At 63.5% G+C, this 22,338-nt stretch carries 20 protein-coding genes; 14 read left to right on the top strand and 6 right to left on the bottom strand.

Annotation, left to right across the window (positions count from 1 at the left end; translation table 11 throughout):
* Window positions 1-97: 97 nt before the first annotated feature.
* Entirely contained in the window at window positions 98-2,164 is a 2,067-nt protein-coding gene (locus WIX41_RS04270; protein ID WP_339445918.1) for a glycoside hydrolase family 97 protein, read from the bottom strand.
* 256 nt (window positions 2,165-2,420) lie between these two features.
* Here WIX41_RS04270 and WIX41_RS04265 point away from each other — a divergent pair, with 256 nt between their 5' ends.
* The 5 genes from WIX41_RS04265 (at window position 2,421) to WIX41_RS04245 (ending at window position 9,540) form a co-directional block, all read left to right on the top strand.
* Window positions 2,421-4,616 (top strand): hypothetical protein, encoded by a 2,196-nt coding sequence (locus WIX41_RS04265; protein WP_339445917.1) that lies wholly within the window; start codon window positions 2,421-2,423, stop codon window positions 4,614-4,616.
* Window positions 4,613-6,100, top strand: a complete 1,488-nt coding sequence (locus WIX41_RS04260) for an MFS transporter (protein ID WP_339445916.1) — start codon at window positions 4,613-4,615, stop codon at window positions 6,098-6,100. Before WIX41_RS04265 ends, WIX41_RS04260 begins: the two co-directional genes overlap by 4 nt.
* Entirely contained in the window at window positions 6,100-7,821 is a 1,722-nt protein-coding gene (locus tag WIX41_RS04255; RefSeq protein ID WP_339445915.1) for an alpha-amylase family glycosyl hydrolase, read from the top strand. The genes WIX41_RS04260 and WIX41_RS04255 overlap by 1 nt, the downstream gene beginning before the upstream one ends.
* 185 nt (window positions 7,822-8,006) lie before the next feature.
* Window positions 8,007-8,387 carry an SseB family protein gene (locus WIX41_RS04250; RefSeq protein ID WP_339445914.1) on the top strand — a complete coding sequence of 127 codons (381 nt, stop codon included), beginning with the start codon at window positions 8,007-8,009 and terminating at the stop codon, window positions 8,385-8,387.
* Between the two features lie 112 nt (window positions 8,388-8,499).
* Window positions 8,500-9,540: a DUF5694 domain-containing protein gene (locus tag WIX41_RS04245; protein ID WP_409187448.1), complete on the top strand. Its 1,041-nt coding sequence runs from the start codon at window positions 8,500-8,502 to the stop codon at window positions 9,538-9,540.
* Window positions 9,541-9,545: 5 nt separating this feature from the next.
* Here the strand turns inward: WIX41_RS04245 and WIX41_RS04240 are convergent, their stop codons facing one another.
* Window positions 9,546-10,580 (bottom strand): LacI family DNA-binding transcriptional regulator, encoded by a 1,035-nt coding sequence (locus WIX41_RS04240; RefSeq protein WP_409187447.1) that lies wholly within the window; start codon window positions 10,578-10,580, stop codon window positions 9,546-9,548.
* 144 nt (window positions 10,581-10,724) lie between these two features.
* Window positions 10,725-11,282 (bottom strand): exonuclease, encoded by a 558-nt coding sequence (locus tag WIX41_RS04235; RefSeq protein WP_339445911.1) that lies wholly within the window; start codon window positions 11,280-11,282, stop codon window positions 10,725-10,727.
* Between the two features lie 238 nt (window positions 11,283-11,520).
* Here WIX41_RS04235 and WIX41_RS04230 point away from each other — a divergent pair, with 238 nt between their 5' ends.
* The 4 genes from WIX41_RS04230 (at window position 11,521) to WIX41_RS04215 (ending at window position 14,040) form a co-directional block, all read left to right on the top strand.
* Window positions 11,521-12,081, top strand: a complete 561-nt coding sequence (locus WIX41_RS04230) for a single-stranded DNA-binding protein (protein WP_339445910.1) — start codon at window positions 11,521-11,523, stop codon at window positions 12,079-12,081.
* Between the two features lie 134 nt (window positions 12,082-12,215).
* Window positions 12,216-13,112: a pentapeptide repeat-containing protein gene (locus WIX41_RS04225; protein ID WP_339445909.1), complete on the top strand. Its 897-nt coding sequence runs from the start codon at window positions 12,216-12,218 to the stop codon at window positions 13,110-13,112.
* 5 nt (window positions 13,113-13,117) lie between these two features.
* A complete protein-coding gene (locus WIX41_RS04220) occupies window positions 13,118-13,735 on the top strand; it encodes a nucleotidyltransferase domain-containing protein (RefSeq protein ID WP_409187320.1) in 618 nt (205 codons plus the stop codon).
* Window positions 13,732-14,040 (top strand): hypothetical protein, encoded by a 309-nt coding sequence (locus WIX41_RS04215; protein ID WP_339445908.1) that lies wholly within the window; start codon window positions 13,732-13,734, stop codon window positions 14,038-14,040. The genes WIX41_RS04220 and WIX41_RS04215 overlap by 4 nt, the downstream gene beginning before the upstream one ends.
* 43 nt (window positions 14,041-14,083) lie before the next feature.
* On the opposite strand, the gene WIX41_RS04210 is transcribed toward WIX41_RS04215, so the two are convergent.
* Both WIX41_RS04210 and WIX41_RS04205 read right to left on the bottom strand, forming a co-directional pair.
* Window positions 14,084-14,989, bottom strand: a complete 906-nt coding sequence (locus WIX41_RS04210; protein WP_339445907.1) for a hypothetical protein — start codon at window positions 14,987-14,989, stop codon at window positions 14,084-14,086.
* A 976-nt stretch (window positions 14,990-15,965) separates the two neighbouring features.
* Entirely contained in the window at window positions 15,966-17,297 is a 1,332-nt protein-coding gene (locus WIX41_RS04205; RefSeq protein ID WP_339445906.1) for an alpha/beta hydrolase family protein, read from the bottom strand.
* An 80-nt stretch (window positions 17,298-17,377) separates the two neighbouring features.
* On the opposite strand from WIX41_RS04205, the gene WIX41_RS04200 reads away from it, so the two are divergent.
* From WIX41_RS04200 to WIX41_RS04180, 5 genes are all read left to right on the top strand, one after another.
* Window positions 17,378-17,869, top strand: a complete 492-nt coding sequence (locus WIX41_RS04200; protein ID WP_339445905.1) for a MarR family winged helix-turn-helix transcriptional regulator — start codon at window positions 17,378-17,380, stop codon at window positions 17,867-17,869.
* A gap of 156 nt (window positions 17,870-18,025) precedes the next feature.
* Window positions 18,026-18,922, top strand: coding sequence for a hydroxypyruvate isomerase family protein (locus WIX41_RS04195; protein ID WP_339445904.1), 897 nt, complete (start codon window positions 18,026-18,028; stop codon window positions 18,920-18,922).
* A 30-nt stretch (window positions 18,923-18,952) separates the two neighbouring features.
* Entirely contained in the window at window positions 18,953-20,638 is a 1,686-nt protein-coding gene (locus WIX41_RS04190) for a GMC family oxidoreductase (RefSeq protein WP_339445903.1), read from the top strand.
* Complete coding sequence (locus WIX41_RS04185; RefSeq protein WP_339445902.1) at window positions 20,638-21,213, top strand: gluconate 2-dehydrogenase subunit 3 family protein; 576 nt, start codon at window positions 20,638-20,640, stop codon at window positions 21,211-21,213. The genes WIX41_RS04190 and WIX41_RS04185 overlap by 1 nt, the downstream gene beginning before the upstream one ends.
* An 11-nt stretch (window positions 21,214-21,224) precedes the next feature.
* Window positions 21,225-21,968, top strand: a complete 744-nt coding sequence (locus WIX41_RS04180; RefSeq protein ID WP_339445901.1) for a 3-keto-disaccharide hydrolase — start codon at window positions 21,225-21,227, stop codon at window positions 21,966-21,968.
* 56 nt (window positions 21,969-22,024) lie between these two features.
* Here WIX41_RS04180 and WIX41_RS04175 read toward each other — a convergent pair whose 3' ends face one another.
* Window positions 22,025-22,321, bottom strand: a complete 297-nt coding sequence (locus WIX41_RS04175; protein WP_339445900.1) for a c-type cytochrome — start codon at window positions 22,319-22,321, stop codon at window positions 22,025-22,027.
* Window positions 22,322-22,338: the final 17 nt, after the last annotated feature.

Here is a 22,338-nt window from a genome sequence, read left to right as displayed (position 1 = left end):
GGGCGCCGCGTTTCCGGTAGCGCCGGCCGTTGGCCGGCTCAGGCGATCCGTGGGCCGGCCAATGGCCGGCGCTACCGAGGTGCAGCGCGCGTGTCATTTACATTGGTATGAATCGGATCGCCTGGCCACCACCGGGTGCCAGCACGATGTTCAACGTGTCGGCACTGGTGACCTCGCGGGTTTCGCGCTTGAACGCGAACGGGTTGCGCTGGAAATCGGCACCGTCGCCGTCGCGGTAGATCTCGGCGCGGTAACGCACGCCCGGTTCCAGGAACGACAGCGGCACCGGCAGCGAACGCCCATGCTCATCGGTGATGCTGCCCAGGAACCAGTCGCGGCTGTTGCGGTCCTTGCGTGCGATGGTCACGTAGTCGCCCACCTCGCCATCCAGCACGCGGGTGTCGTCCCAGTCCACGGCCACGTCCTCGATGAAGCGGAACGCCTCGCGGTGCTGTTCATAGTGTTCGGGCAGGTCGGCGGCCATCTGTATCGGGCTGTAGATCACCACGTACAGCGCCAACTGGCGGGCCAGCGTGCTGGGGATGGCCTGGCCGTGGCGGCCCTTCAGGCTGAGGATGCCGGGGGTGTAGTCCATCGGCCCGGACAGCAGGCGGGTGAACACCAGGTTGACCTCGTGTTCGGGCGGGTTCGGCGGCTGGCCCCAGGCGTTGTACTCCATGCCGCGTGCGCCTTCGCGCGAAATCCAGTTCGGATACGTGCGGCGCAGCCCGGTGTCCTTGATCGGCTCGTGCGGGTTCACCGCGATGTGCCGTTTGGCCGCTTCCTGCACCACCTTGAGGTGATGGCGGGCCATGAACTGGCCGTCGTGCCACTCGCGCCACAGCGGGCCGCCGGCCGGATTGCGCCGATCCACCTGGCCGTCGTCGCAGACGTAGCCGCTCTTGAACGAATCCACGCCCAGCCGCGCATACAGGTCCAATGCCGCGCCCAGCTGGTCTTCGTAGTGCTCGATCGCGCAGCCGGTTTCGTGGTGGCCGATCAGGTGCACGCCTTTCTTCGCCCCGTACGCCGACAGTGCCTCGATGTCGAAGTCCGGGGTGGCCCGGGTGAAATCGAAGTCGTAGCCGTTGCCGACCCAGTTGCCGTCCCAGCCCGGATTCCAGCCTTCCACCAGCACACCGCGGAAATCGTGCCTGGCCGCGAAGTCGATCACCTTCTTCGTCTTGGCAGTGGTCGCCGCATGCTTCGGGCCGGTCGCCCAGCTCTCTTCATCCAGGTGCATCGACCACCACACGCCCAGGTACTTGGATGGCTTTACCCAGCTCACATCGCCCAGCACGTTGGGCTCGTTGAGGTTGAGGATCAGGTTGGATTCCACCAGCCCGCCGGCGGTGTCGCTGATCTGCAGCGTCCGCCACGGCGTATCGAAGGGCAGGGTGCGGCGCACCTTCCAGCCTTCGGCTGACGGCGACAACTGCGCGCGCAGGCGCTGCCCGTCGGTGCGGCGCAGCCACATGCCGGCGTAATCGACCAGCGCTGCTTCGTGGATCGCCATGTGCAGGCCGTCGTGGCTGCGCAGGGTGAGCGGGGTATGCGCCAGCGGCACCTGGTCCAGCGGCGTGCGCTGGTACAGGTATTCGTAATGGATGGGCTCGCCGGCCGGGATCCACCACGCGGTGGATTCGGGGGCGATCGCAAATTCGGTCAGCTCGTCATCGATGATCGCTTCGCGAAGACCGGGCTGTTCCGGGAAGTGGTAGCGCAAACCCAGGCCGTCGTCGTAGACGCGGAACACCACGTCCAGCCGGCGCTTGGCGCCGCTGCGCTCGCCCAGGTGGACGGTGACTTCGTTGTAGTGGTTGCGCACGTTGCGGCGCTCGCCCCAGGGCTGTTCCCAGGTGTCATCGACACTGCGCGTGTCCTGCCCGAGCACCGCCAGGTCGCGGTCCAGGCGGCCGTCGCGCAGCTGGAAGCCCAGTTTCGAGTCGGCCACCACGGTCTGGCCCAGGCGCTCGACCCGGTAACTGGGGTTGCCGCCATCGAGCTGCAGCGACACCTTCAGCACCTTGCCCGGCGAGCTGGCACTGGCCACGGTGACCGGTTCGGCCTGCGCGACCGCAGCGCAGAGCAACAACGACAGTGCCAGCCAGGCCAGCGGGCGGGGCGCGGCAACGGCGCGCAACAACGGCAAATCCAATGGCATTTCCCCTCCCAGGGCAGCGCGACTCTGCCCCGGACTATAGCCACGCGTGCCGCGGCCTCACCGCGCCAGGCCATGAATACGTATGCAAGCGGGCATCGATGTTGCCTGTGCGGTGCGACGGGCGACAGTCGTCGCCTACCATGCAGGCAGGCACCCTGGGAGGGGGCCGCGACGACAGCGCCCCGGCGCTGCCGAACCATACCGCGTGCAAGAAGGGAGGAAGGCCGACGGGCGCAAGCCGGTCTGCCGCTTTTCGATGCTGAAGACGATCTGCCTGACCGCTGCCCTCGGGGCGGCGCTGGTGTCCACCGCTGCGGCGGCGGACCTGACATTCGATGGCCGCACGGCGCGTGCCATTGCTGGCGCCGACGGCAGCTTCCAGCTGCTGGCCGATGGCAAGCCGGTGGCGATCAGCGCCCAGCCGATGCACAGCCGCACCGACAGCGTGATGTTCGATGCGCTGTTCGCGCTGGCCCAGCAGGAAATGGCGGCCGACCGCGTGGATGCGATCCGCGACCCGGCCTTCAACTTCGGCAACCCGGTGGACTGCGAATGCTTCCAGACCGGTGAGCGCTGGCCCTACGTGTGGACGCGCGATGTGAGCTTCGCCGCCGACCTGGCGCTGGCCCGGCTGGAGCCGATCCGCACCCGCCAGTCGCTGCAGTTCAAGCTGTCCACCGCCCGCGACGGCGTTACCCCCGGCCTGTTCGTGGCCCAGGACACCGGCTCCGGCGGCAGCTGGCCGATCAGCAGCGACCGCGTGGTGTGGTTCCTGGCCGCGCGCGACCTGCTCGACAGTGGCGTCTTCGCCAACCAGACCTGGGACGCCCTGCAGGCCACACTTGCCCAAGACCGCGCGATGGTGTTCGACGCGCGCACGGGACTGTACCGTGGCGAGACCTCGTTCCTGGACTGGCGCGAGCAGACCTATCCGGACTGGACCCGCAAGGACGTGCGCTTCATCGGCGACTCTTTCGCGCTGTCCACCAACGTGCTGCACTACCAGGCGCTGCGGCTGGCCGAGAAGTTCGCACGTGAGCTGGGCGACGACCGCGCCACCGGATACGCGGCCTGGGCCGACGCGCTGGCCAGGCAGATCGACGCGCGTTTCTGGCGCGAAGATGCCGGCATGTACATGAGCTACATCGGCGAAGCCGCGCACCCGGTGCCGTACGCCAAGTACGACCTGCTTGGCATCTCGTTGGGCGTGCTGGCCGACGTGTTCCCGGCCGAGCGCGCCCGCCGTTCGCTGGCCAACTATCCGTACGTGGAAGGCGGCAGCCCGGTGGTGTGGCCGCAGGAAGCGCAGCAGCCGATCTACCACAACCGCGCGGTGTGGCCGTTCGTCAGCGCGTATTCGCTGCGCGCCGCACGCAAAGTGGACGATGCCACCCGCATCCAGCGCGAGATCGAATCACTGATGCGTGGCAGCGCGCTGGCCGGCTCGAACATGGAAAATTATGAGATGCGCACGCTGGCCGTGCACGTTGACGAAGGCCCGTTGAGCGGCCCGGTGGTCAATTCGCCGCGCCAGCTGTGGTCGGTGGCCGGCTACCTGTCGATGGTGCTGGAAGGCGTGTTCGGCGTGGAAGCCGACGGCACCGTCGCGCCCAAGCTGCCGGTGGCCCTGGTGCCGCAGCTGTTCGGCACGCGCAACAGCATCGAGCTCGACGACGGCACCACCCATTACATCCTCAAACGCCCGCGCAAGCTCGACGGCGAACTGCTGGTAGCAAAGAAAACCACCCGCAAAGGCAACACCGTAACCGTCCAGCTGGAGCCGCACGCGTCGTCCGCATCGAAACCGGCACCGGTGCCAGCCGCGAACCCCAACGCGTTCGCACCCACCACCCCGGCGGCGCCGAAGCCCCTGAAACGCGGCAAGACCTGGACGTTCGCCATCCCCGCCAACCACCAACTCTGGCAGGACGGCAACCCGGTAGGCACCACCACCCACACCCTCACCGATGACGGCCATCAGCACTGCCTCAGCCTCACCCGCCGCGAAGGCGCACTGGAATCGCTGCACAGCCCGATGACCTGCGTCGGCCCGCAGCAACGCCTGGCCGGCGCGACCCAATGGAACTGGATGGCAACCACGCCCACCCGTGTGCGTGTCCGCCTGCGCTACGACAACCCCAACGGCCCGATCAACACCGGCGTCACCGCTGCCGTAAAGGCGCTGGCCGTGCAATGTGCGGGTAAGCCCGCGCAGCGCGCCACCATGGTGATGCCGCACAGTGTCGGCCCGCAGGACTCCACCGCCGCCGAATTCGATCTGCCCAAGGGCAGCTGCCGTTTCACCCTGGAACCGGGCTTCAACATGAGCGCGCTGGAACACTTCGCCCAGTACAACGGTGGCAAGGGCGGCCGCGACGGCGTGCTCAACGCGGCCAAGGTCAGCGCTCTGTTGATCTCGCCGGTAGCCGGCGACGCGGAGGCCGCGCGATGAGCCGCACCGCCAAGCCGACCCTGTCGTTCTGGCAGATCTGGAACATGTGCTTCGGCTTCCTCGGCATCCAGTTCGGGTTCGCGCTGCAGAACGCCAATGCGAGCCGCATCTTCGAAACGCTGGGCGCACCGATGGATGCGGTGCCGGGCCTATGGATCGCCGCGCCGCTGACCGGCCTGCTGGTGCAGCCGATCATCGGCTACCTGTCCGACCGCACCTGGACGCGTTGGGGCCGCCGTCGTCCGTACTTCATGATCGGCGCGGTGTTCACCACGCTGGCCCTGCTGGTGATGCCGAACTCGCCCACGTTGTGGATCGCGGCGGGCACGCTGTGGGTGCTGGATGCCTCCATCAACGTTTCGATGGAGCCGTTCCGTGCCTTTGTCGGCGACAAGCTGGCGCCGCGCCAGCGCCCGACCGGCTATGCGATGCAGAGCTTCTTCATCGGCGTGGGCGCCATCGTCGCCAGCTTCCTGCCATTCATCCTGGCTCACTTCGGCGTGGCCAATACGGCTGCCGCCGGTGAAGTGCCGCCCACGGTGCGCTATGCGTTCTACTTCGGCGCGGTGGTGCTGCTGGCTTCCATCGCGTGGACGGTGTTCAGCACCGACGAGTACTCGCCGGCCGAGCTGGCCAGCTTCGACGATGCCGAACCGCCGGCCGTGCACCAGTCCGCGCCCGTGGCCGGGCCGCCGCCGCTGCTGCAGGTCGGCGGCTGGATCGCGCTGGGCCTGGCACTGGCGGCTGCCATCGCCTGGCGCGACGGCGACAAGATGCTCTACGTGCTGGCCGGGCTGTGCATCGCCTACGGCCTGCTGCTCGGCGTGGCGCGGGTGCTGCCCGGCCCGCACATGCTGGCCACCATCGTCGACGACCTGCGCAGCATGCCACGCACCATGCGCCGGCTGGCGTGGGTGCAGTTCTTCTCATGGTTCGCACTGTTCGCGATGTGGATCTACACCACCGCCGCCGTGGCCGGTACCCACTTCGGCTCCACCGATCCGGCGTCGGCCGCCTACAACGAAGGCGCCAACTGGGTGGGCGTGCTGTTCGGCGCCTACAACGGCTTCGCCGCGCTGGCCGCGCTGTTGATCCCGCTGATGGTGCGACTGCTTGGCCTGCGCCTGAGCCACCTGGTCAACCTGTGGCTGGGTGGCCTCGGACTGATTTCGCTGATGCTGATCGACGACCCGAAGTGGCTGCTGCTGTCGATGGTCGGGGTCGGCTTTGCCTGGGCCTCGATCCTGTCGCTGCCGTATGCGCTGCTGTCCGACAGCGTGCCGGCGGCCAAGATGGGCGTGTACATGGGCCTGTTCAATTTCTTCATCGTCATCCCGCAGCTGGTCGCAGCCAGCGCGCTGGGCTTCATGCTGCGCCTGTGGCTGGGTGGCAATCCGATGCACGTGCTGGCGCTGGGTGGCGTCAGCCTGTTGATCGCCGGGTTGTGCGTGCTGCGGGTACCGTCCCACCAGGAGGTTGTCTGATGCTGTCTCGTTCGTGTTTGTGGCTGGGCCTTTCGTCCGCACTGCTGGCCGGTAATGCCGTTGCCGCGCCGCGTCCCGATTACGTGGGCACGCTGGAGCCGTTCGCCAGCGATGCGGTGTACTTCGTGGTCACCGACCGCTTCGTCAACGGCGACCCGTCCAACGACCACCGCGACCAGGGCGGCAAGCACCGCACCTTCGACATTCCGGTGCCGTGCCCGGACAAGGTGGATGGCAACATCGGCTACCTGGGCGGCGACTTCAAGGGCGTGCTCGACAATGCCCAGTACATCCGCAACCTCGGTTTCGGCGCGGTGTGGATCACCCCGATCATCGACAACCCGGATGAAGCGTTCACCGGCAGCAAGCCGATCAGCTGCACCAGCACCCTGACCGACCGCGGCAAGACCGGCTACCACGGCTACTGGGGCATCAACTTCTACAAGCTCGACGAGCACCTGCCGAGCGCGGACCTGGACTTTGCCGGGCTCACCCGCGGCCTGCACGATGCGAGGTTGAAGGTGGTGCTGGACATCGTCGGCAACCACGGATCGCCCGCCTGGACGATGCCGGTGAAGCAGCCGCAGTTCGGGCAGATCTTCGACAAGGACGGAGCGCTCATCGCCGACCACCAGAACCTGCCGCCGCAGCAGCTCGATCCCAAGCACAACCCGCTGCACGCGTTCTACAACAACATCGGCCCGGTCGATGCGGACAAGGGCTCGATCTTCGACGGCAACCTGGCCGAGCTGGGCGATTTCAACCAGGACAATCCGGCGGTGATGGACTACCTGGTGGGGGCCTACCTGCAGTGGGCCGCGCAGGGCGTGGACGCACTGCGCATCGACACCATCGGCTGGCTGCCGCACCCGTGGTGGCACCAATTCGTCAACCGCATCCGCGCCGAGCACCCGAACATGTTCATGTTCGGCGAAGCGTTCGACTATGACGCCGGCAAGATTGCCGAGCACACCTGGCCGTCCAACGCCAACGTGAGCGTGCTGGACTTCCCGCTGCGTGGCGCGATGTCGAGCGTGTTCGGCAAGGAGCAGAAGGGCTTTGAGGCATTGGTCGAACCGCTGCACCTGGTCGGCGGCCCGTATGCGAATCCGTATGAGCTGATGAGCTTCTACGACAACCACGACATGGCCCGTCTGGACGCCAGCGACAACGGCTTCATCGATGCGCACAACTGGCTGTTCACCGCGCGCGGCATTCCGGTGCTGTACTACGGCTCGGAAACCGGCTTCATGCGCAGCCGTGCCGAGCACGCGGGCAACCGCGCCTACTTCGGCCAGGAACGCGTGAACGCCGCCCCGCAAAGCCCGATCTTCGCGCCGCTGCAGCGCATCGCCAAACTGCGCCAGGCCACTCCGGCCCTGCAGCGTGGGCTGCAGGTCAACGAACGCCTGCAGGGCGACCAGGCCGTGTTCTACCGCGTGCTGCAGCAGGGCGACACCGCACAGACCGCGCTGGTGCTGCTCAACAAGGGCGATACCGTCAGCACTTTCGAGGTGAGCCGTTACCTGCAGCCGGGCACCTGGCGCGACGCGCTGGGCGGTGGCAGCCAGAACGTGAAGCGCAGCCTCAAGGCCGAAGTGCCCGCGCACGGGGTGAAGGTGTTCCTGCTGGATGCGGCAGTGAACCAGAAGGAATTGGAAGTAGAGCTGGTGAAGGCGGTTGCGGACCAGCAGGCAAGGACCAAGCGCCTGGACCGGTAGCGCCGAAGAGAACGGCAGGAGCCGTTCTCTTCGGCGCGTGGCGACGGCCCGAAGGGTGTCCGCCAGGACGGCGGGCATAACGTTGGCCGGCCCACGTACGGTTGGGTCCATGCGGGCCGGCCAACGGCCGGCGCTACCGGGCGGGTAGAATGTGCTGTCTTCCGTCGCGCCGCCGCACCCCGTTCATGACCGACCCTGGCCCCCAGACCCCGATCGAATCGCTCCTCCAATCCGCCATGGAAGGGCAGACCCCGATCAGCGCCTTCATGAAGGCCTTCGTCGCCTCGGACGTGGTGCTGCTCACCGGCAGCCTGGTCACCCCCGACGGCAGCGGCTTCGACCCACTGCTGTTCGACAAGCAGGGCACCCTGCACGTAGCGGTGTTCACCGACATGGCCCGGGTCGGCTTCCACAGCCAGCAGGCCCCGCATACGATCCGCATGCAGATGCTGGAAGTGCTCAGGCGCGTGCCAGGCGGCTACGGCGTGGTGGTCAACCCCGGCACCTCGCTGGGCATGGAGCTCTCATGGCCGGGCATCCAGGAAATCCTCAAGGACTTCGCCTGACGCCGGTTCCCTGACGGACGGCACCCTGTCCAAGGTCACGCGTGTGCGCTGCCGGGTTCGGCAACAATGCGGCGATCGAGGATCGGGAGGGCTGGGCATGCAACGACGCACGTTGGGGCTGGCGCTGATGCTGGCAGCAGGCTTTCCCGTCGCGGCAGCGACGCCGGTGGACCTGGGCACACTGGACAGGGAGATGACTGGCCCTCGCACGCAGGTACTGGTGCTGGGCAGCGTACACCTGGGCGAAGTGGAGGGCGGCATCCAGCCAGGCGCGCTCGGGCCCTTGCTGGACAGACTGGCGGCGTACAAGCCGGACATCATCACCGTGGAGGACATCAGCGGTGAGCAGTGCGACCTGGCCGAGCGTCATCCCAGCGTCTACGGCCCGGACTACTGCGCCAGTACCGAAGCTGCACGCATTGCCACCGGCCTGCAGACGCCAGCCGCGATCGAAAAGGTCAACGCCGCCCTGGCCAGCTGGCCCAAGGCGCCTACGGCGGCCCAGCGCCGCCAGCTGGCCGCGTGGATGCTGGCCGCCAACGAGCGGGCCTCGGCCTATGCGCAATGGCTGCAGCTGGCGCCGGGCGAGCGCCGCGCTGGCGACGGATTGGATGCCACGCTGGTTGCCCTGCTCAACACCATCGCCACCCGCCAGAACGAGAGCTACCAGATCGCCGCGCAGCTGGCGGCTCGATTGGACCTACCCCGCGTGTACGCCATCGACGACCACACCGGCGACAACATCCAGATCCAGGATCGCAAGGCATTCGGCAGTGCCCTGGAACAGGCCTGGAACGCCGGCAAGGCAGAGCTGGACAAGAACATCGCCATCGAAGACAAGATGGCGAAAGACCGCGACCTGCTGCCGCTGTACCGCTTCATCAATGCGCCCGAACGGCTCAACGTACTGACCGATGTCAACGTCGGCGCCACCCTGCGTGCAACATCGGCCGAGCACTACCCGCGGATATGGGTGAGCGGTTGGGAAATCCGCAACCTGCGGATGGTGGCCAACATCCTGGAAACCTTCCGCGAGCGCCCAGGCGTGCGGGTTTTGTCGCTGGTGGGCGCCTCGCACAAGCCGTACTTCGATCAGTGGCTGGGCCAGATGCAGGGCGTGGATATCGTGGATGCGGAGCAGGCGCTGAGGTGACGAGGTCAGCGCCCGGCCAGCGACGATTCCCGCAGCACCCGCTTCACCGGAATGGTCTGGCTTTCCACCGGTTCGCCCTGGATCAGTGCCAGCAGCCGCTCCACCAGCAGCTGCCCGGCCTGCTTGGTGTCCTGCTGGACGGTGGAGAGCGTCGGTGAGACCGACGCCGCCAGTGGAATGTCATCGAAGCCGGCCAGTGCAACGTCCTGCGGAATGCGCAGGCCCCGTTCGCGCAGCGCACGCATCGCACCGATGGCGATCAGGTCGCTGGCCGCAAAGACCGCATCGATGGGCTGCCCATCGGCCAGCAGCGCCTGGCAGGCATCGTAGCCGGACTGTTCGGTGGTGATCGCATCGAACTGCAGGGCCGGGTCGACCGGCACGCCGCGCTCGGCCATCGCGGCCACATAGCCGCGGTAGCGTTCCTCGAACTCTGGGTAGTGGCTGGACGCGTGGCCGACAAAGGCGATGCGTCTGCAGCCCTGGTCGAGCAGGTGGGCGGTGATGTCGAAGCCACCCTGGAAGTTGTCGCTGCCGATCGACACCCCGGGCTGGTCGGGCAGGGCGGCCCCCCAGCGCACGAAGTGGGTGCCCTGTTCGACCAGCCGCTGCAGCCGCTCGCGCGACTCGTGGTAGTCGCCGTAGCCGAGCAGGATGATGCCGTCGGCCTTGTTGCTGTCTTCGTAATCGGCCTGCCAGTCGGTGGACAGCTGCTGGAACGACACCAGCAGGTCGTAGCCGCGCAGCGCGCAGGCGCGGGTGATCGAGCCCAGCATGGCGTGGAAGAACGGGTTGATCAGCGAATCGTCGTTGGTGGGATCTTCGAAGAACAGCAGCGCCAGCGTGCCGGCATTGCGCAGGCGCAGGCTGGAGGCATTCTTGTCCACCTTGTAGTTCAGCTCCCGGGCGATGCGCAGGATCCGCTCACGGGTTTCCTGGTTCACCATCGGGCTGCCACGCAGCGCCCGCGACACGGTCGGCTGGGAAACCCCGGCCAGGTGCGCGATATCCAGGGAGGTGGCTTTGCCGCGGATGGTCATGGAGGGCAGGGCTGTGACGACGGAGATCATGATGCCACGGTGACGTAATGGCCGTTGGGACGCGTAGAGCCACGCCCTGCGTGGCTGCTCTCCGTTCAGGACCGCGAAGCCACGCAGGGCGTGGCTCTACCATCAGGCCCATTTTTACCGCCGGCTCTCCCCCAGCATGTTGCAGAACAACGCCCCCTGCTCGATCGCATCATCCAACGCCACATGCGTGTGCCGCAGCCGGTCGAACCAGCGCTTGGGCATGGTCCGTTTGGTAACGCTGCGGTACTCCGTCTTCAGCATCGCCATCGCAAAGGTCTTGATATCCAACGCCGAATGCGAAAACGGGCTCTCCCCCGCAAACCGCATCAGATACCAGTACACGAACAGGAAGTCATACCCGGCCGGATACCCCACGAACACCGGCTTGCCCGGCAGCGCCTTGAGCCAGGCGAGGTAGCGGCGCATCGCCGCCTCCGGCGCCTCACAGTCGCTTCGGCAGGCCGCCCACGCGGCCGGTTGGGTTGTCCACCACGCCATGGTGTCGGGATGGCCCCGGGCCCCGGGCAACGTGTCCAGATTGGCCGAAAAGGTCGCCACCAGGGTCTTGTCGGCCAGATAGGCGGCCGACCCGAAGCTCAACATGGAATGCGGGCCGGGGATGGGGCCATCGGCCTCCACATCGGTACTGACGTAAATTTCGTGGTTGGGCATGGCGCGAGTCTAGCGCGGGCCAAACCGGGGCGGCAGCGTGGAGGCCTTGTCCCGCAATGGTCGAGCCAAATCCCGAAGGCGATCAGGGGCATCCCCGACAGAGGTCGGGCAGGCAGGGATGATAGAATTGGGCATTCTGTCATCCCACCCAGATTTCCCGCAGGGCGGCCGGTGTATCCGCACCTCCAAGAGTGTGTAATCTCTCAGGCCTGCCCTCGGACAACGGAAGAGCACCCCTATGGCGCGCGGTATCAATAAAGTCATCCTGGTCGGCAACCTCGGCAACGACCCGGACGTGAAGTACACCCAAGGCGGCATGGCGATCACCCGCATCAGCCTGGCCACCACCAGCGTCCGCAAGGACAAGGATGGCAACCAGCAGGAGCGCACCGAATGGCACCGCGTGGTGTTCTTCGGCAAGCTCGGCGAAATTGCCGGCGAATACCTGCGCAAGGGCAGCTCGGTCTACGTCGAAGGCAGCCTGCGCTACGACAAGTACACCGGCCAGGATGGCGTGGAGAAGTACTCCACCGACATCATCGCCGACGAAATGCAGATGCTGGGCGGCCGTGGTGAAGGCGGCGGCGGTGGCGGTGGCGGTGGCGGCGATCGTCCGCAGCGCCCGCAGGCCCCGCGCCAGGAATACGGTGGTGGTGGTGGTGGTGGTGGTGGTGGTGGTGGCGGTGGCGGTCAGCGCGGCGGCGGCGGTGGCTACGGCCAGCAGCAGCGCCCGCAGCAGCCGCCGCAGCAGTCGGCTCCGCCGATGGACGATTTCGCGGACGACGATATTCCGTTCTAACCGAGCAGCTCTTTCGCTGTATCTTCGAGTGGCAGGGTGGCCTGCCACTCAAGGTATAGACTGATCGTGAGAACCTAGCCTATCTTTTCTCTGGTGTTTCTAGATAATTTTCGAGAATTTTGAAAGGATTCTCCATGAAAGACGATCAGTCTCTAGGTGCTGACGCTCAGTCCGTTGATCCAGACGTGAAATCAGCGGACGGAGACGATCTTCCGGTCGCACTTCTCAAGGGTAATCGGCTGGAGCTTAAAGATAGATATATCGCCTTGGATGTTGCGGACTCAAAAGAGCTTGCTCTCAAAATTTATGTCCGTTTGACAGCGAAGATGATAAGGTTCAAAAATGTGTCGTTTCAGCATTGTGTCTTCGATAGCTGTTATTTGAACAAATGTGTTTTTGACTCGTGCGACTTTACCGGGTCGAGGTTCGTTGCATGCAATCTGCATCAGTCCTCGTTCTCTGGTTGCAACTTCGAGTATGTCACTTTCGAGCGTTGTCACATTGATGATGACATTTTGGAGAGTGAGGCGCCGAGCCGAGAGAATCTGAAGATGCGTTTCGCTCGCTCGCTTCGCATGAACTTTCAGCAAGTGGGCGATGCAAGGGCTGTGAACCGAGCAATTCGTTTGGAGCTTGAAGCTACGTCGGTATATTTAAAGAAATCTTGGTCATCGAGTGAGACTTATTTCTCTAAAAAGTATCCGGGATGGAAAAGGCTTCCGCAGTTCCTGAAATGGATCGAGTTTAAAATTCTGGATGCCGTGTGGGGGAATGGCGAGAGCACTTTCAAACTCTTGCGTGCGATCGTGGTGACGCATGTGGTGATAGCAATCTACAGTACCGTCGCCTTTGCCGATCCATGGGACATCCGCAGCTATCTCTCTAATCTAGCCTCAGCTCCAGGTGTTTTCTTTGGAATTGAAAATCCTTACGCCTACCCCGTGTGGATTTCCGGGCTGGTCTCTGCATGTAGGTTGCTAAGCTTTGCGTTTCTCACTGCGATACTCGTCAAACGGTTCGGTCGGCGGTGATTTGAATGCATATCTACGCTTTCGGATCTGTTTGTCGAGGGGAACTTGATCGGGGATCTGACGTCGATTTGCTTGCTTGTGTCGATTCAAGTAGTGATGCGCTTAATCCTGATAAGTTCTCTGTCTACACGAAAGATCGGATGAGAGAGGTGTGGATTCGGGGGAATCCATTTGCTTGGCATCTTCATCTCGAATCAAAACTAATATATTCATCAGACGGCGTGGATTTTATTTCTGCCTTGGGTAAACCCGCTCGTTACTCAAGCTTTGACGTGGACTCCAAAAGGTTTAAGGAGCTATTCCATGTATCAATGAGATCCTTGTCGTTGGCAGGAAATAGTCAGGTTTTTCACCTTTCATGCATTTTTTTGGCGCTTAGAAATATTGCCACGTGCTACTCGGTGGCGGTGGGAAGTCCCGTGTTTTCTAGATACTCCCCGCTCAGAGTGACTCCCTCGCTTGAGATTGATCCGGACGTGTTCTCGGTCCTCATGAGGTCCCGATTGCTTTCGACCCGGGGTTATGGAGAAGTGGTCTCGGAGAAAGAGATTGGGCTTTGCATTGAGTCATTGGCCGATGTGGATGATTGGATGGAGAGGTTAACAATGGGCGGTCTAAAGTGAGTGAGTTTAACAACAGGATTGACGCTCAGCGAAAAATTCTTGAGATCGTCAACTCGCACAGGTGGGCTGAAGAGTTGTTTGGTCTGTCGAGTGGCGCGCTTAAACGCTGGGCTGATATAAATGGCGTTTCTAGCGGAGCTCCGCTGTGCATCGCCCTTAACGAGGCTGCAGGTAAGCTGTTCTTCCTTGCAAATAAAAGCCAAGAGCAGGTCACTGATGAGTACCAGCTCCTTGCGGCTGAGGTTGAGGAGCTGACGGCAGCGATCGTGCTACTGCGTAATTCGTTGAAAACGACTCGCGTGTAATCTTCCGAGAGTCAATTGGTGTTTGCAGCCTATCGAGCTTTGACTAAATTCGCACCGGGATGTGATCTTTTCCTTTGAGGTTGGGGTTCGCATCACCGGCGCCAATCTGCAGGCCAGACGTTCTCCTTGCCAGTAAACCCTTGTCGGTTAGTTCTTTGAGAACGCAAGGATGTCCGATGGTTGGAATAGAATTGCCATCAACGAGTGCTACCAGATGCGAGAATAGGCTTTCGCCCAGTTCCTTCCCTCCCTCCCGCGCTGCATCATGACAGGCCTGAGTTGAAGCTTCCTGATTGGGAGTTCCAATCGTTACAACTTTGCCAGGCCCTATCTCTTCCATCCTTACGTCAGGGAAATAGCCAGGAGCGGGAAATGAGGGAATAAGGCAGTAGAGGTGGAAAGTGCCGGCCGTGGGGCATCGGATTCCAATGACAACCTGAGCGATTAGGTGTTCAATTTCATCTTCATTGAATTTGTAGCGCCGCCCAGACTGAACTGCGAGGTTGAAAGCGTGTTGTGCAACATTGGCAATGAAGCTCGCGGTTAGAAGACTTGTTGCGGAATGGAAATCTGGATATTCGTGCGGATGGAAATGAGTGCCAAAAGCCCTTCTTGAGTCGAAACTGCACTCCATGCTGAGTGTCGGATTTCCCGCGTCATCTTGGTAAGCAATGAGTCGACTAAGATGGTCCGAAATTTGATTTAGGATGTGATGGGCAGTGGTCAGGTTACCAGCGAATGCGACAGCTATAGCTTGCTCATAGATGACATTGTCGAACGCGGCAATGCTATGAACACGAAAATTTGGTGCGTTGACGCGCACAGCAACTTCGTAGATCTTCCTGTACTCGCAAAGAACTGGCCGTTCTCGCGAAATCATGCTGTCTGCTGCGAACCAGAGGCCAGGACGTTCGTTGGGTAAGCTGTGAGCCGCAATTACAAGAGTCATGTCCGGTCCATTCGATGGAAGATCATCAGAATACTTGAGGGATATTGCGGCGGATACCACTGCTTGCGGGGGCCATGCACTCTTGTCTTCGCCACAGAGCAAGCCGTAGTTCTGAAAGCCTGCCCTCTATCCTAGCCGCGCCGTAGGTGCGCATTCGACTCCATCAAGCGTACCCGTAGTGAGTATGCTAGCTCGCTTTTCGCCAGGCAAAAGGGGCGCCCCTCCGGTTCGGCGCGTCTCTCCGGAGGCAGCTGGCGCGGGACTGACCCGACCAAGCTTGACTTCGGGCGGCGCCAACTCGGTATTCCTCGGAATACCCGCGTATTTAGCAGTTTACCTTCGATGGCTTGCCAGTGCCCCGCTGTGTAATGACCCACCGGTTTCTGCTCAGGTCATATAGGGCCGCGTCCGGAGTCATCATCTTCGGCGCCTGATGAGGGGCGCTGGTGATTGTAGAAGGAAATCCAGTCGCCGGTCACGCGCAGGGCGTGGATTTGGCTCTCAAAGCGATGATCGATGCACGCACTACTCCTTGAGCGTCCGGATCACCGGTTCAACCATCCCATTCTGCTGTAGGCAATGCGGGGTGATGAACTCCTGTTTCAGACCGTAGCTGAGCACTAGGCGCGTGGAGTCACGGCTGGTGAGAACCATGCCATCGTCAGAGTGCAGTAGGAGCGGTTCCAGTACCCCGCCCAATGTTCCGAATCGGGTAATCAATGCCTGCTCCAAGGCGGCTGACGCGGTACTCGCCTTGCCGCCCATCCAGGCGACACCCAGTCCAGCCTCCCACTAACGGCATACAATCTAGTTTGGTCACGGCCGATCCCAGTTTGTAGTCTCGACAACCACAATCTAGCGGGTCGGCCGTGAGCCTCTCCCCTCAGTTGGGTGAAGACCCTTTTTTATTGTCAACGTTTTTCATCGGGGGCCGATTTCTCGTCTTGCCGATCAATCCCGGGGGGACGTCGAACCCTCACCGCGAGGCAGCACCAGGACCATTCCGACTCCAACCGGTTCCCTGTTTGATGAAGTTCACCATCATCTCCAGGTACCCCTTTGGCTGCCGTGTCGATACCCGCTCACCTTCCTTGTCAATTTCGAACTCGTACATGCCATGGTCGGCCTGCGGGAATACGGCCGTGGTGATGGGATGGCCCGCGCGTTTCAGCTCCTCCAGCCGACGCAGCGTCTCGAAGGGGGGCGCGTCGCGATCCTGTCCGCCGAGGATCCATAGTTGCGGCACGTCGAGGTTGGACAGCACGGGAATCGGATCGTAGTGCGCCGGCACGCCTTCCAGCAGCGACGGAAAGTCCCGGCGAGCCACCGCCTCGGGAGTGGAAAGCAGGTGCGAGGTGAAGTTTCCGCGGACGAACCGGAACCACGGCTCTTTCCCGTACTTCGCCTTCAGTGCATCGAGCCGGTCGAACCCTTCGGTGAAATTACTATCGATGATGGCAGCCGTCGCTTCGGCCACTTCGCCGGCCTTGCGCTGCACGTCTGCACCGAAGCCGGCGCGCGTCATGTCGAACGCGATCGCCTCGCGATCTTCCTCGATCGGCGACACGGCCAAGCCGAAGCTGACGATCACGAAGTCAACTGGCTCGATCTTCGCGGCCAAAGGCGCCACCCAGCCACCTTGGCTGCCGCCCTGGTATCCGATGCGTCCGGCGCGCTTGCCGGCGAGACGGCGGGCTTCGTGCATGGCGCCGATCGCGTCGGTCGCGAGAATGAGGTAGTTCTGCGTGTAACGGCCCTCCGAACGTCCGGTGCCCCGCTTGTCGTACGCGAAGACGCCGATGCCTTGGCCTGCCAGTTCGCGCTGCAGTGAATAGGTGTCCACCGCCGACGATCGTTCGGCACCGTGGATCAGCACGACGATCGGAACACGTGCTTCACCCGGCGGCAGCGTCAACCGCCCATTCAACAGGACTCCGCTCCCCTGGAAGCGCGTATCCATCTGCACGAGCGACTGTCGGTGCCCCTCCACGTCGTCAAAGCGGATCTCGCCGCGGTCGCAATCCATCACCGCCAATCGATGACCATCGGGGCGGTCGGTCCAGCCCAGGGTGCTGGTCCAGAGGTCACCACCCTGCGGCATGAGTGCTCCTGTTCGGCCATCGGGGCGTCGCCAGCGAAGTGCGCCCGGGGCGCCCGGGCCGATGTCGAGCATGCTCCCATCGGCCATACGGTAGCTGCCTGTGTGACAGGCCGGCGCGTGGGAACGCGGCGCGTCGGGACTGCCCGGGCTCGCCACCGCATGAAACGCGGACAGGGCAATAATCGTGGCAAGTAAACGGCTGCGCATGACCGCTCCAATTAGGTTATCATTTACGTAAATCCTGACGTAACAAGTCGGGTGCGTCAACCCTCAAGGGGACACATGAGATGAGCGATTTCATCCAGCAACAAGGCCCGGCCTTCCTCGCGCATCTGTTGCGGCGACTTGCCGACGAACTGGTACAAGGCGCGGCTGACTGGTATCCATCGGTGGGTGTGACCGCGCCGCCACGCACCATATCGACGCTCTTGGCGCTCGATGAACACGGTCCGCTTGGGGTGACAGAACTGGCAGGACTGTTGCGGCAATCCCACCCGCTTGTGATCGCCTGGATCAAGGAGCTGACGCGATTGTCGCTGGTGAAATCGAAGGACGACCCGGCGGACCGGCGACGAACCCTGGTGAGCCTGACGACGAAGGGACGACATGAGCTTGTGCGCGTGCGTAAGGCCCTGGTGACCATGGAGCGGGCCTCCACCGAACTGCTGCAGTTGGCCGGCACCGATTCCCTCCTGGTGCTGTGGGCGCTGGAACGCAATTGCCGGGAACTTCCGTTCCTGCAACGACTGCAGCAGAAGGCTTTGCACAACGAGGAGTAGAGGCGCTGCTGGAATGTGCGTGTCGGCGATTGTGCCTTGCAGCATGCATTTTCGTGCGCTGCGACTTGCATTGGATCGATTTACTACTCTATGGTGCAATCGATTGCATTGCGGTGAATCGTTGCGTTTGATACCGGTTGGGAGGCCGGAAGGTGGATGTCCATCCATTCGATCGGACCGGTCCCGACCCAGGGGCTCACGCGGAGAGAGGCGCTGCGCATTGCGGTCGCCGCGAGCCTTGGCATGGGCGCTGCGGGCGTACTGCCCGCGCTCGCCGCGACTGCGCCGCTCAAGGGCAACCTGAAGCATTCCGTAGCCCGCTGGACGTTCCCGCAGCAGTCGGTCGCCCAGCTCTGCCAGACCGTGAAGGGCATTGGTTTCGCCGCCATCGATCTGGTCGGTCCGGAGGACTGGCCCACGCTGAAGGCCCATGGTGTGTACAGCTCGATGTGCAACGGCGCGGAACTGGGCCTGACCAAAGGCTTTGCCGGCCGCCAGTTCCACGACCCGCTGGTGGAGCGCTACACCCGGCACATCGATCTGGTGGCCGACGCAGGCTATCGCAACCTCATCTGTTTTTCCGGCAACCGCAACGGCATGGACCCGCAGGAAGGCATGGCCCATGCCGAAGCAGGACTCAAGCGCATCCTCGGCCATGCCGAGAAGCGCGGCGTGGTGCTGGTGATGGAACTGCTGAACTCCAGGGTCGATCATCCCGACTACCTGTGCGACCACTCGGCCTGGGGCGTGGAGCTGTGCCAGCGGCTCGGCTCGGATCATTTCGGCCTGCTGTACGACATCTACCACATGCAGATCATGGAGGGCGACATCATCGCCACCATCGGCAGGCATCACGCGCATTTCAAGCATTACCACACTGCGGGCGTGCCTGGCCGGCACGAGATCGGAGACCAGCAGGAACTCCAGTATCCCGCCATCTGTCGCGCTATCCGCGACACCGGTTTCGATGGTTATCTGGCGCAGGAATTCATTCCAACCGCACCGGACCCCATCGGCTCGCTCCGCGAGGCAATCCGCCTCTGCGACGTCTGAAACGATATCCACCCAGGTGAAGTAGAACCCATGGCAGACAATCATTATGACGCGATCGTTGTTGGCTCCGGAATCAGTGGCGGTTGGGCCGCGAAGGAACTGACCGAGAAAGGCCTCAAGGTCCTGATGCTGGAACGCGGGCGCAACATCGAGCACGTCAAGGACTACGTCAACGCGATGAAGGAGTCGTGGGATTTCCCGCACCGCAACCGGCCCACCCAGGCGATGAAGGCCGACTTTCCGGTATTGATGCGGGACTACGGCCTGGCCGAGAACCTTGAGGGCATGTGGGCCGACGAAAAGGAATCGCCCTACACCGAGACCAAGCGATTCGACTGGTTCCGCGGCTACCACGTGGGCGGTCGCTCGCTGATGTGGGGCCGACAGAGCTATCGCCTGTCGGACCTGGATTTCCAGGCCAACCTCAAGGACGGCATCGCCACCGATTGGCCGATCCGTTACGCCGACATCGCGCCCTGGTACGACCACGTGGAGAAGTTCGCCGGCATCGCCGGCACGCGCGAGGGGCTGGACGTGTTGCCGGATGGCGAGTTCTTGCCGCCGATCCCGTTGAACATCGTCGAAAAGGACGTGGCCGCGCGGATCAAGAAGGCCTTCGGTGGCACACGGCACATGATCCATTCGCGCACCGCCAACATCACCCAGCCCAAGCCCGAGCAGGGCCGCGTCAACTGCCAGTACCGCAACAAGTGCATCCTGGGCTGTCCGTTCGGCGCGTACTTCTCGACCCAGTCGGCGACGCTGCCTGCTGCCATGAAGACCGGCAACCTCACCTTGCGGCCATTCTCGATCGTGAAGGAAGTGCTCTACGACAAGGACCGCAAGCGTGCGCGCGGCGTGGAGGTGATCGATGCCGAAACCGGGCAGACGTACACGTACACGGCCAAGGTCATCTTCCTCAACGCATCCTCCTTCAACTCGACCTGGCTGCTGATGAACTCAGCCACCGACGTGTGGGAAGGCGGGTTGGGTTCTTCGTCCGGCGAGTTGGGACACAACGTGATGGACCATCATTTCGGCGCCGGTGCCTCCGGCCGGGTCGAAGGCTACGACGACAAGTACTACTTCGGCCGGCGTCCCTGCGGCTTCTACATTCCGCGTTTCCGCAACGTCGCCGAGGAAAGGCGCGGCTACCTGCGCGGGTTCGGCTACCAGGGCGGCGCCAGCCGTAACGGGTGGTCGCGCGAGATCGCCGAGCTCAACATCGGCGCGGACCTGAAAGAGGCGCTGACCGTGCCGGGTGACTGGCGCATCGGCATGACCGGGTTCGGCGAGATGCTGCCCCACCACGATAATACGATCAGCCTGGACCCGGACCGCAAGGACAAATGGGGGCTGCCGGTGCTGGCGATGGACGTGTCCATGCGCGCGAACGAGAAGGCCATGCGCAAGGACATGGCCGCCGATGCCGCCGAGATGCTGGAGGCCGCCGGTGTCAAGGACGTGGAAATGCATGACAACGACTACGCGCCAGGCAAGGGCATCCACGAAATGGGAACCGCGCGCATGGGGCATGACCGGAAGAATTCCGTGCTGAACCAGCACAACCAGGTCTGGGATGCGCCCAACGTCTACGTGACCGACGGCGCCTGCATGACCTCCAGCGCCTGCGTGAATCCCTCGCTGACCTACATGGCGCTGACCGCACGCGCGGCCGACCATGCGGTGCGCGAGCTGAAAGCGGGGAACCTGTGATGGAACGCCGCGACCTCCTGAAAATGATCGTCGCCGCCACGGGCGCGGCCATGGTTGGCCTGCCCGCGCTCGTCAATGGCCAGGTGCCGGCTGCGGGGGCGAAGAGCATCTTCTCCGCCGCCGATGTCGGCACGCTGGACGAGATCGCCGACACCATCCTGCCGCGGACCACCACGCCGGGGGCGAAGGACGCCGGCGCCGGTGCGTTCATGGCGCGATTCGTCACCGACTGCTACACCGCCCAGCAGCAGGCGGCGTTCCGCACCGGCCTGGCCGACATCGACAAACGCGCCGGCGGCCGCTTTGTGTCGCTCACGCCCCAGGCCCGCACCGAACTGCTGCGCGTGCTGGATGCGGAAGCCAGGAAGCACGCCGTCGAAGTAAGCGAAACCGGCACCGCCGAAGCGGCGAAAGCGATGCCGCACTACTTCACGATGATCAAGCAGTTGGCCATCTTCGGTTTCTTCACCTCGAAGGTCGGCGCTACCGAAGTGCTGCAGTACGTCGCCGTGCCGGGTCGCTACGACGGCGACCTGGCCTATGTCCCCGGTACGCCCGCGTGGGGGACCAGCTGATGAGGAACACGATGATCAGACCCTTGCTGACGGCGGCCTGCGTGTTGGCCACGGCGCCCGCATTCGCACAAGCCAGCGACAACCCCGCGCGCGACCCGACGAAAACCGAGGTATGGAAGCCGGTGCCCGCGAGTGTTGCCACGCCCCCGGGCGGCGCGCCCTCTGATGCGATCGTGCTGTTCGATGGCAAGGATCTCTCCGCCTGGGAGTCGGAGCAGGGCGGGCGCGTGCCCTGGAGCATCGCCGACGGCGCGCTGACCGTGGTTCCGGGCAGCAAGGGCATCCGCACCAGACAGCGCTTCTGCGACATCCAGCTGCATGTCGAGTGGCGCATGCCCACCGCGACCAAGGGGTTCGACGGCCAGAACCGGGGCAACAGCGGCATCTTCCTGCAGGAACTGTATGAGCTGCAGGTGCTCGACAGTTACAACAACCCGACCTATGCCAACGGCCAGGCGGGCTCGCTCTACAAGCAGGCCATCCCGCTGGTGAACGCCTCGCGGGCGCCGGGCGAGTGGCAGGCGTACGACGTCATCTGGAAGGCCCCGCGCTTCTCGCAGGGGGGCGGGCTGCTGTCACCTGCCCGCATCACCGTGCTGCACAACGGCGTGCTGGTGCAGGACGACACCGTACTGTCGGGCAAAACCGAGTACATCGGTGCGCCTTCGTACGCGCCACACGGGTGCGCGCCGATCTCCCTGCAGGAGCACGATTCCAGCGTCAGCTACCGCAACATCTGGGTGCGCGAACTGTAGCGCCACGCCCTGCGTGGCTTCGTGGTGCCGACCCGCCTGGGGCCGGCACCGGCATCCTAGTTCGCCAGGTAGCTGGCAAGGTTGTCGATATCCTGTTCGGACAGCTGGGCAAAGGGCGGCATCAACCCGCCGCCCTTCCTGATCTTCTCCTTGATCTGCGCCGGCTGCAGCCGCTTGGCGACATCGGTGAGTGCAGGGAACGTTGGCGGAACGCCCGCCCGGCTCGCGCCGTGGCAGGCCGTGCAGTGGGTTGCGTAAAGCTGTGCGCCAGCCGCAGGGTCGTCCTTGGACCATGCCGCCGGTGCAAGCGTCGTTGCCAACAGCACAACGGCCAGTGTCTGGATGTTCTTCAAGTGGGGTCTCCTTTGCG

It is taken from the genome of Stenotrophomonas sp. AB1(2024), assembly GCF_037482345.1.
Taxonomy (GTDB): Bacteria; Pseudomonadota; Gammaproteobacteria; order Xanthomonadales; family Xanthomonadaceae; genus Stenotrophomonas.
Note: the sequence above shows the minus strand (reverse complement) of the source record. Positions and strands in the feature narration are given on the sequence as shown.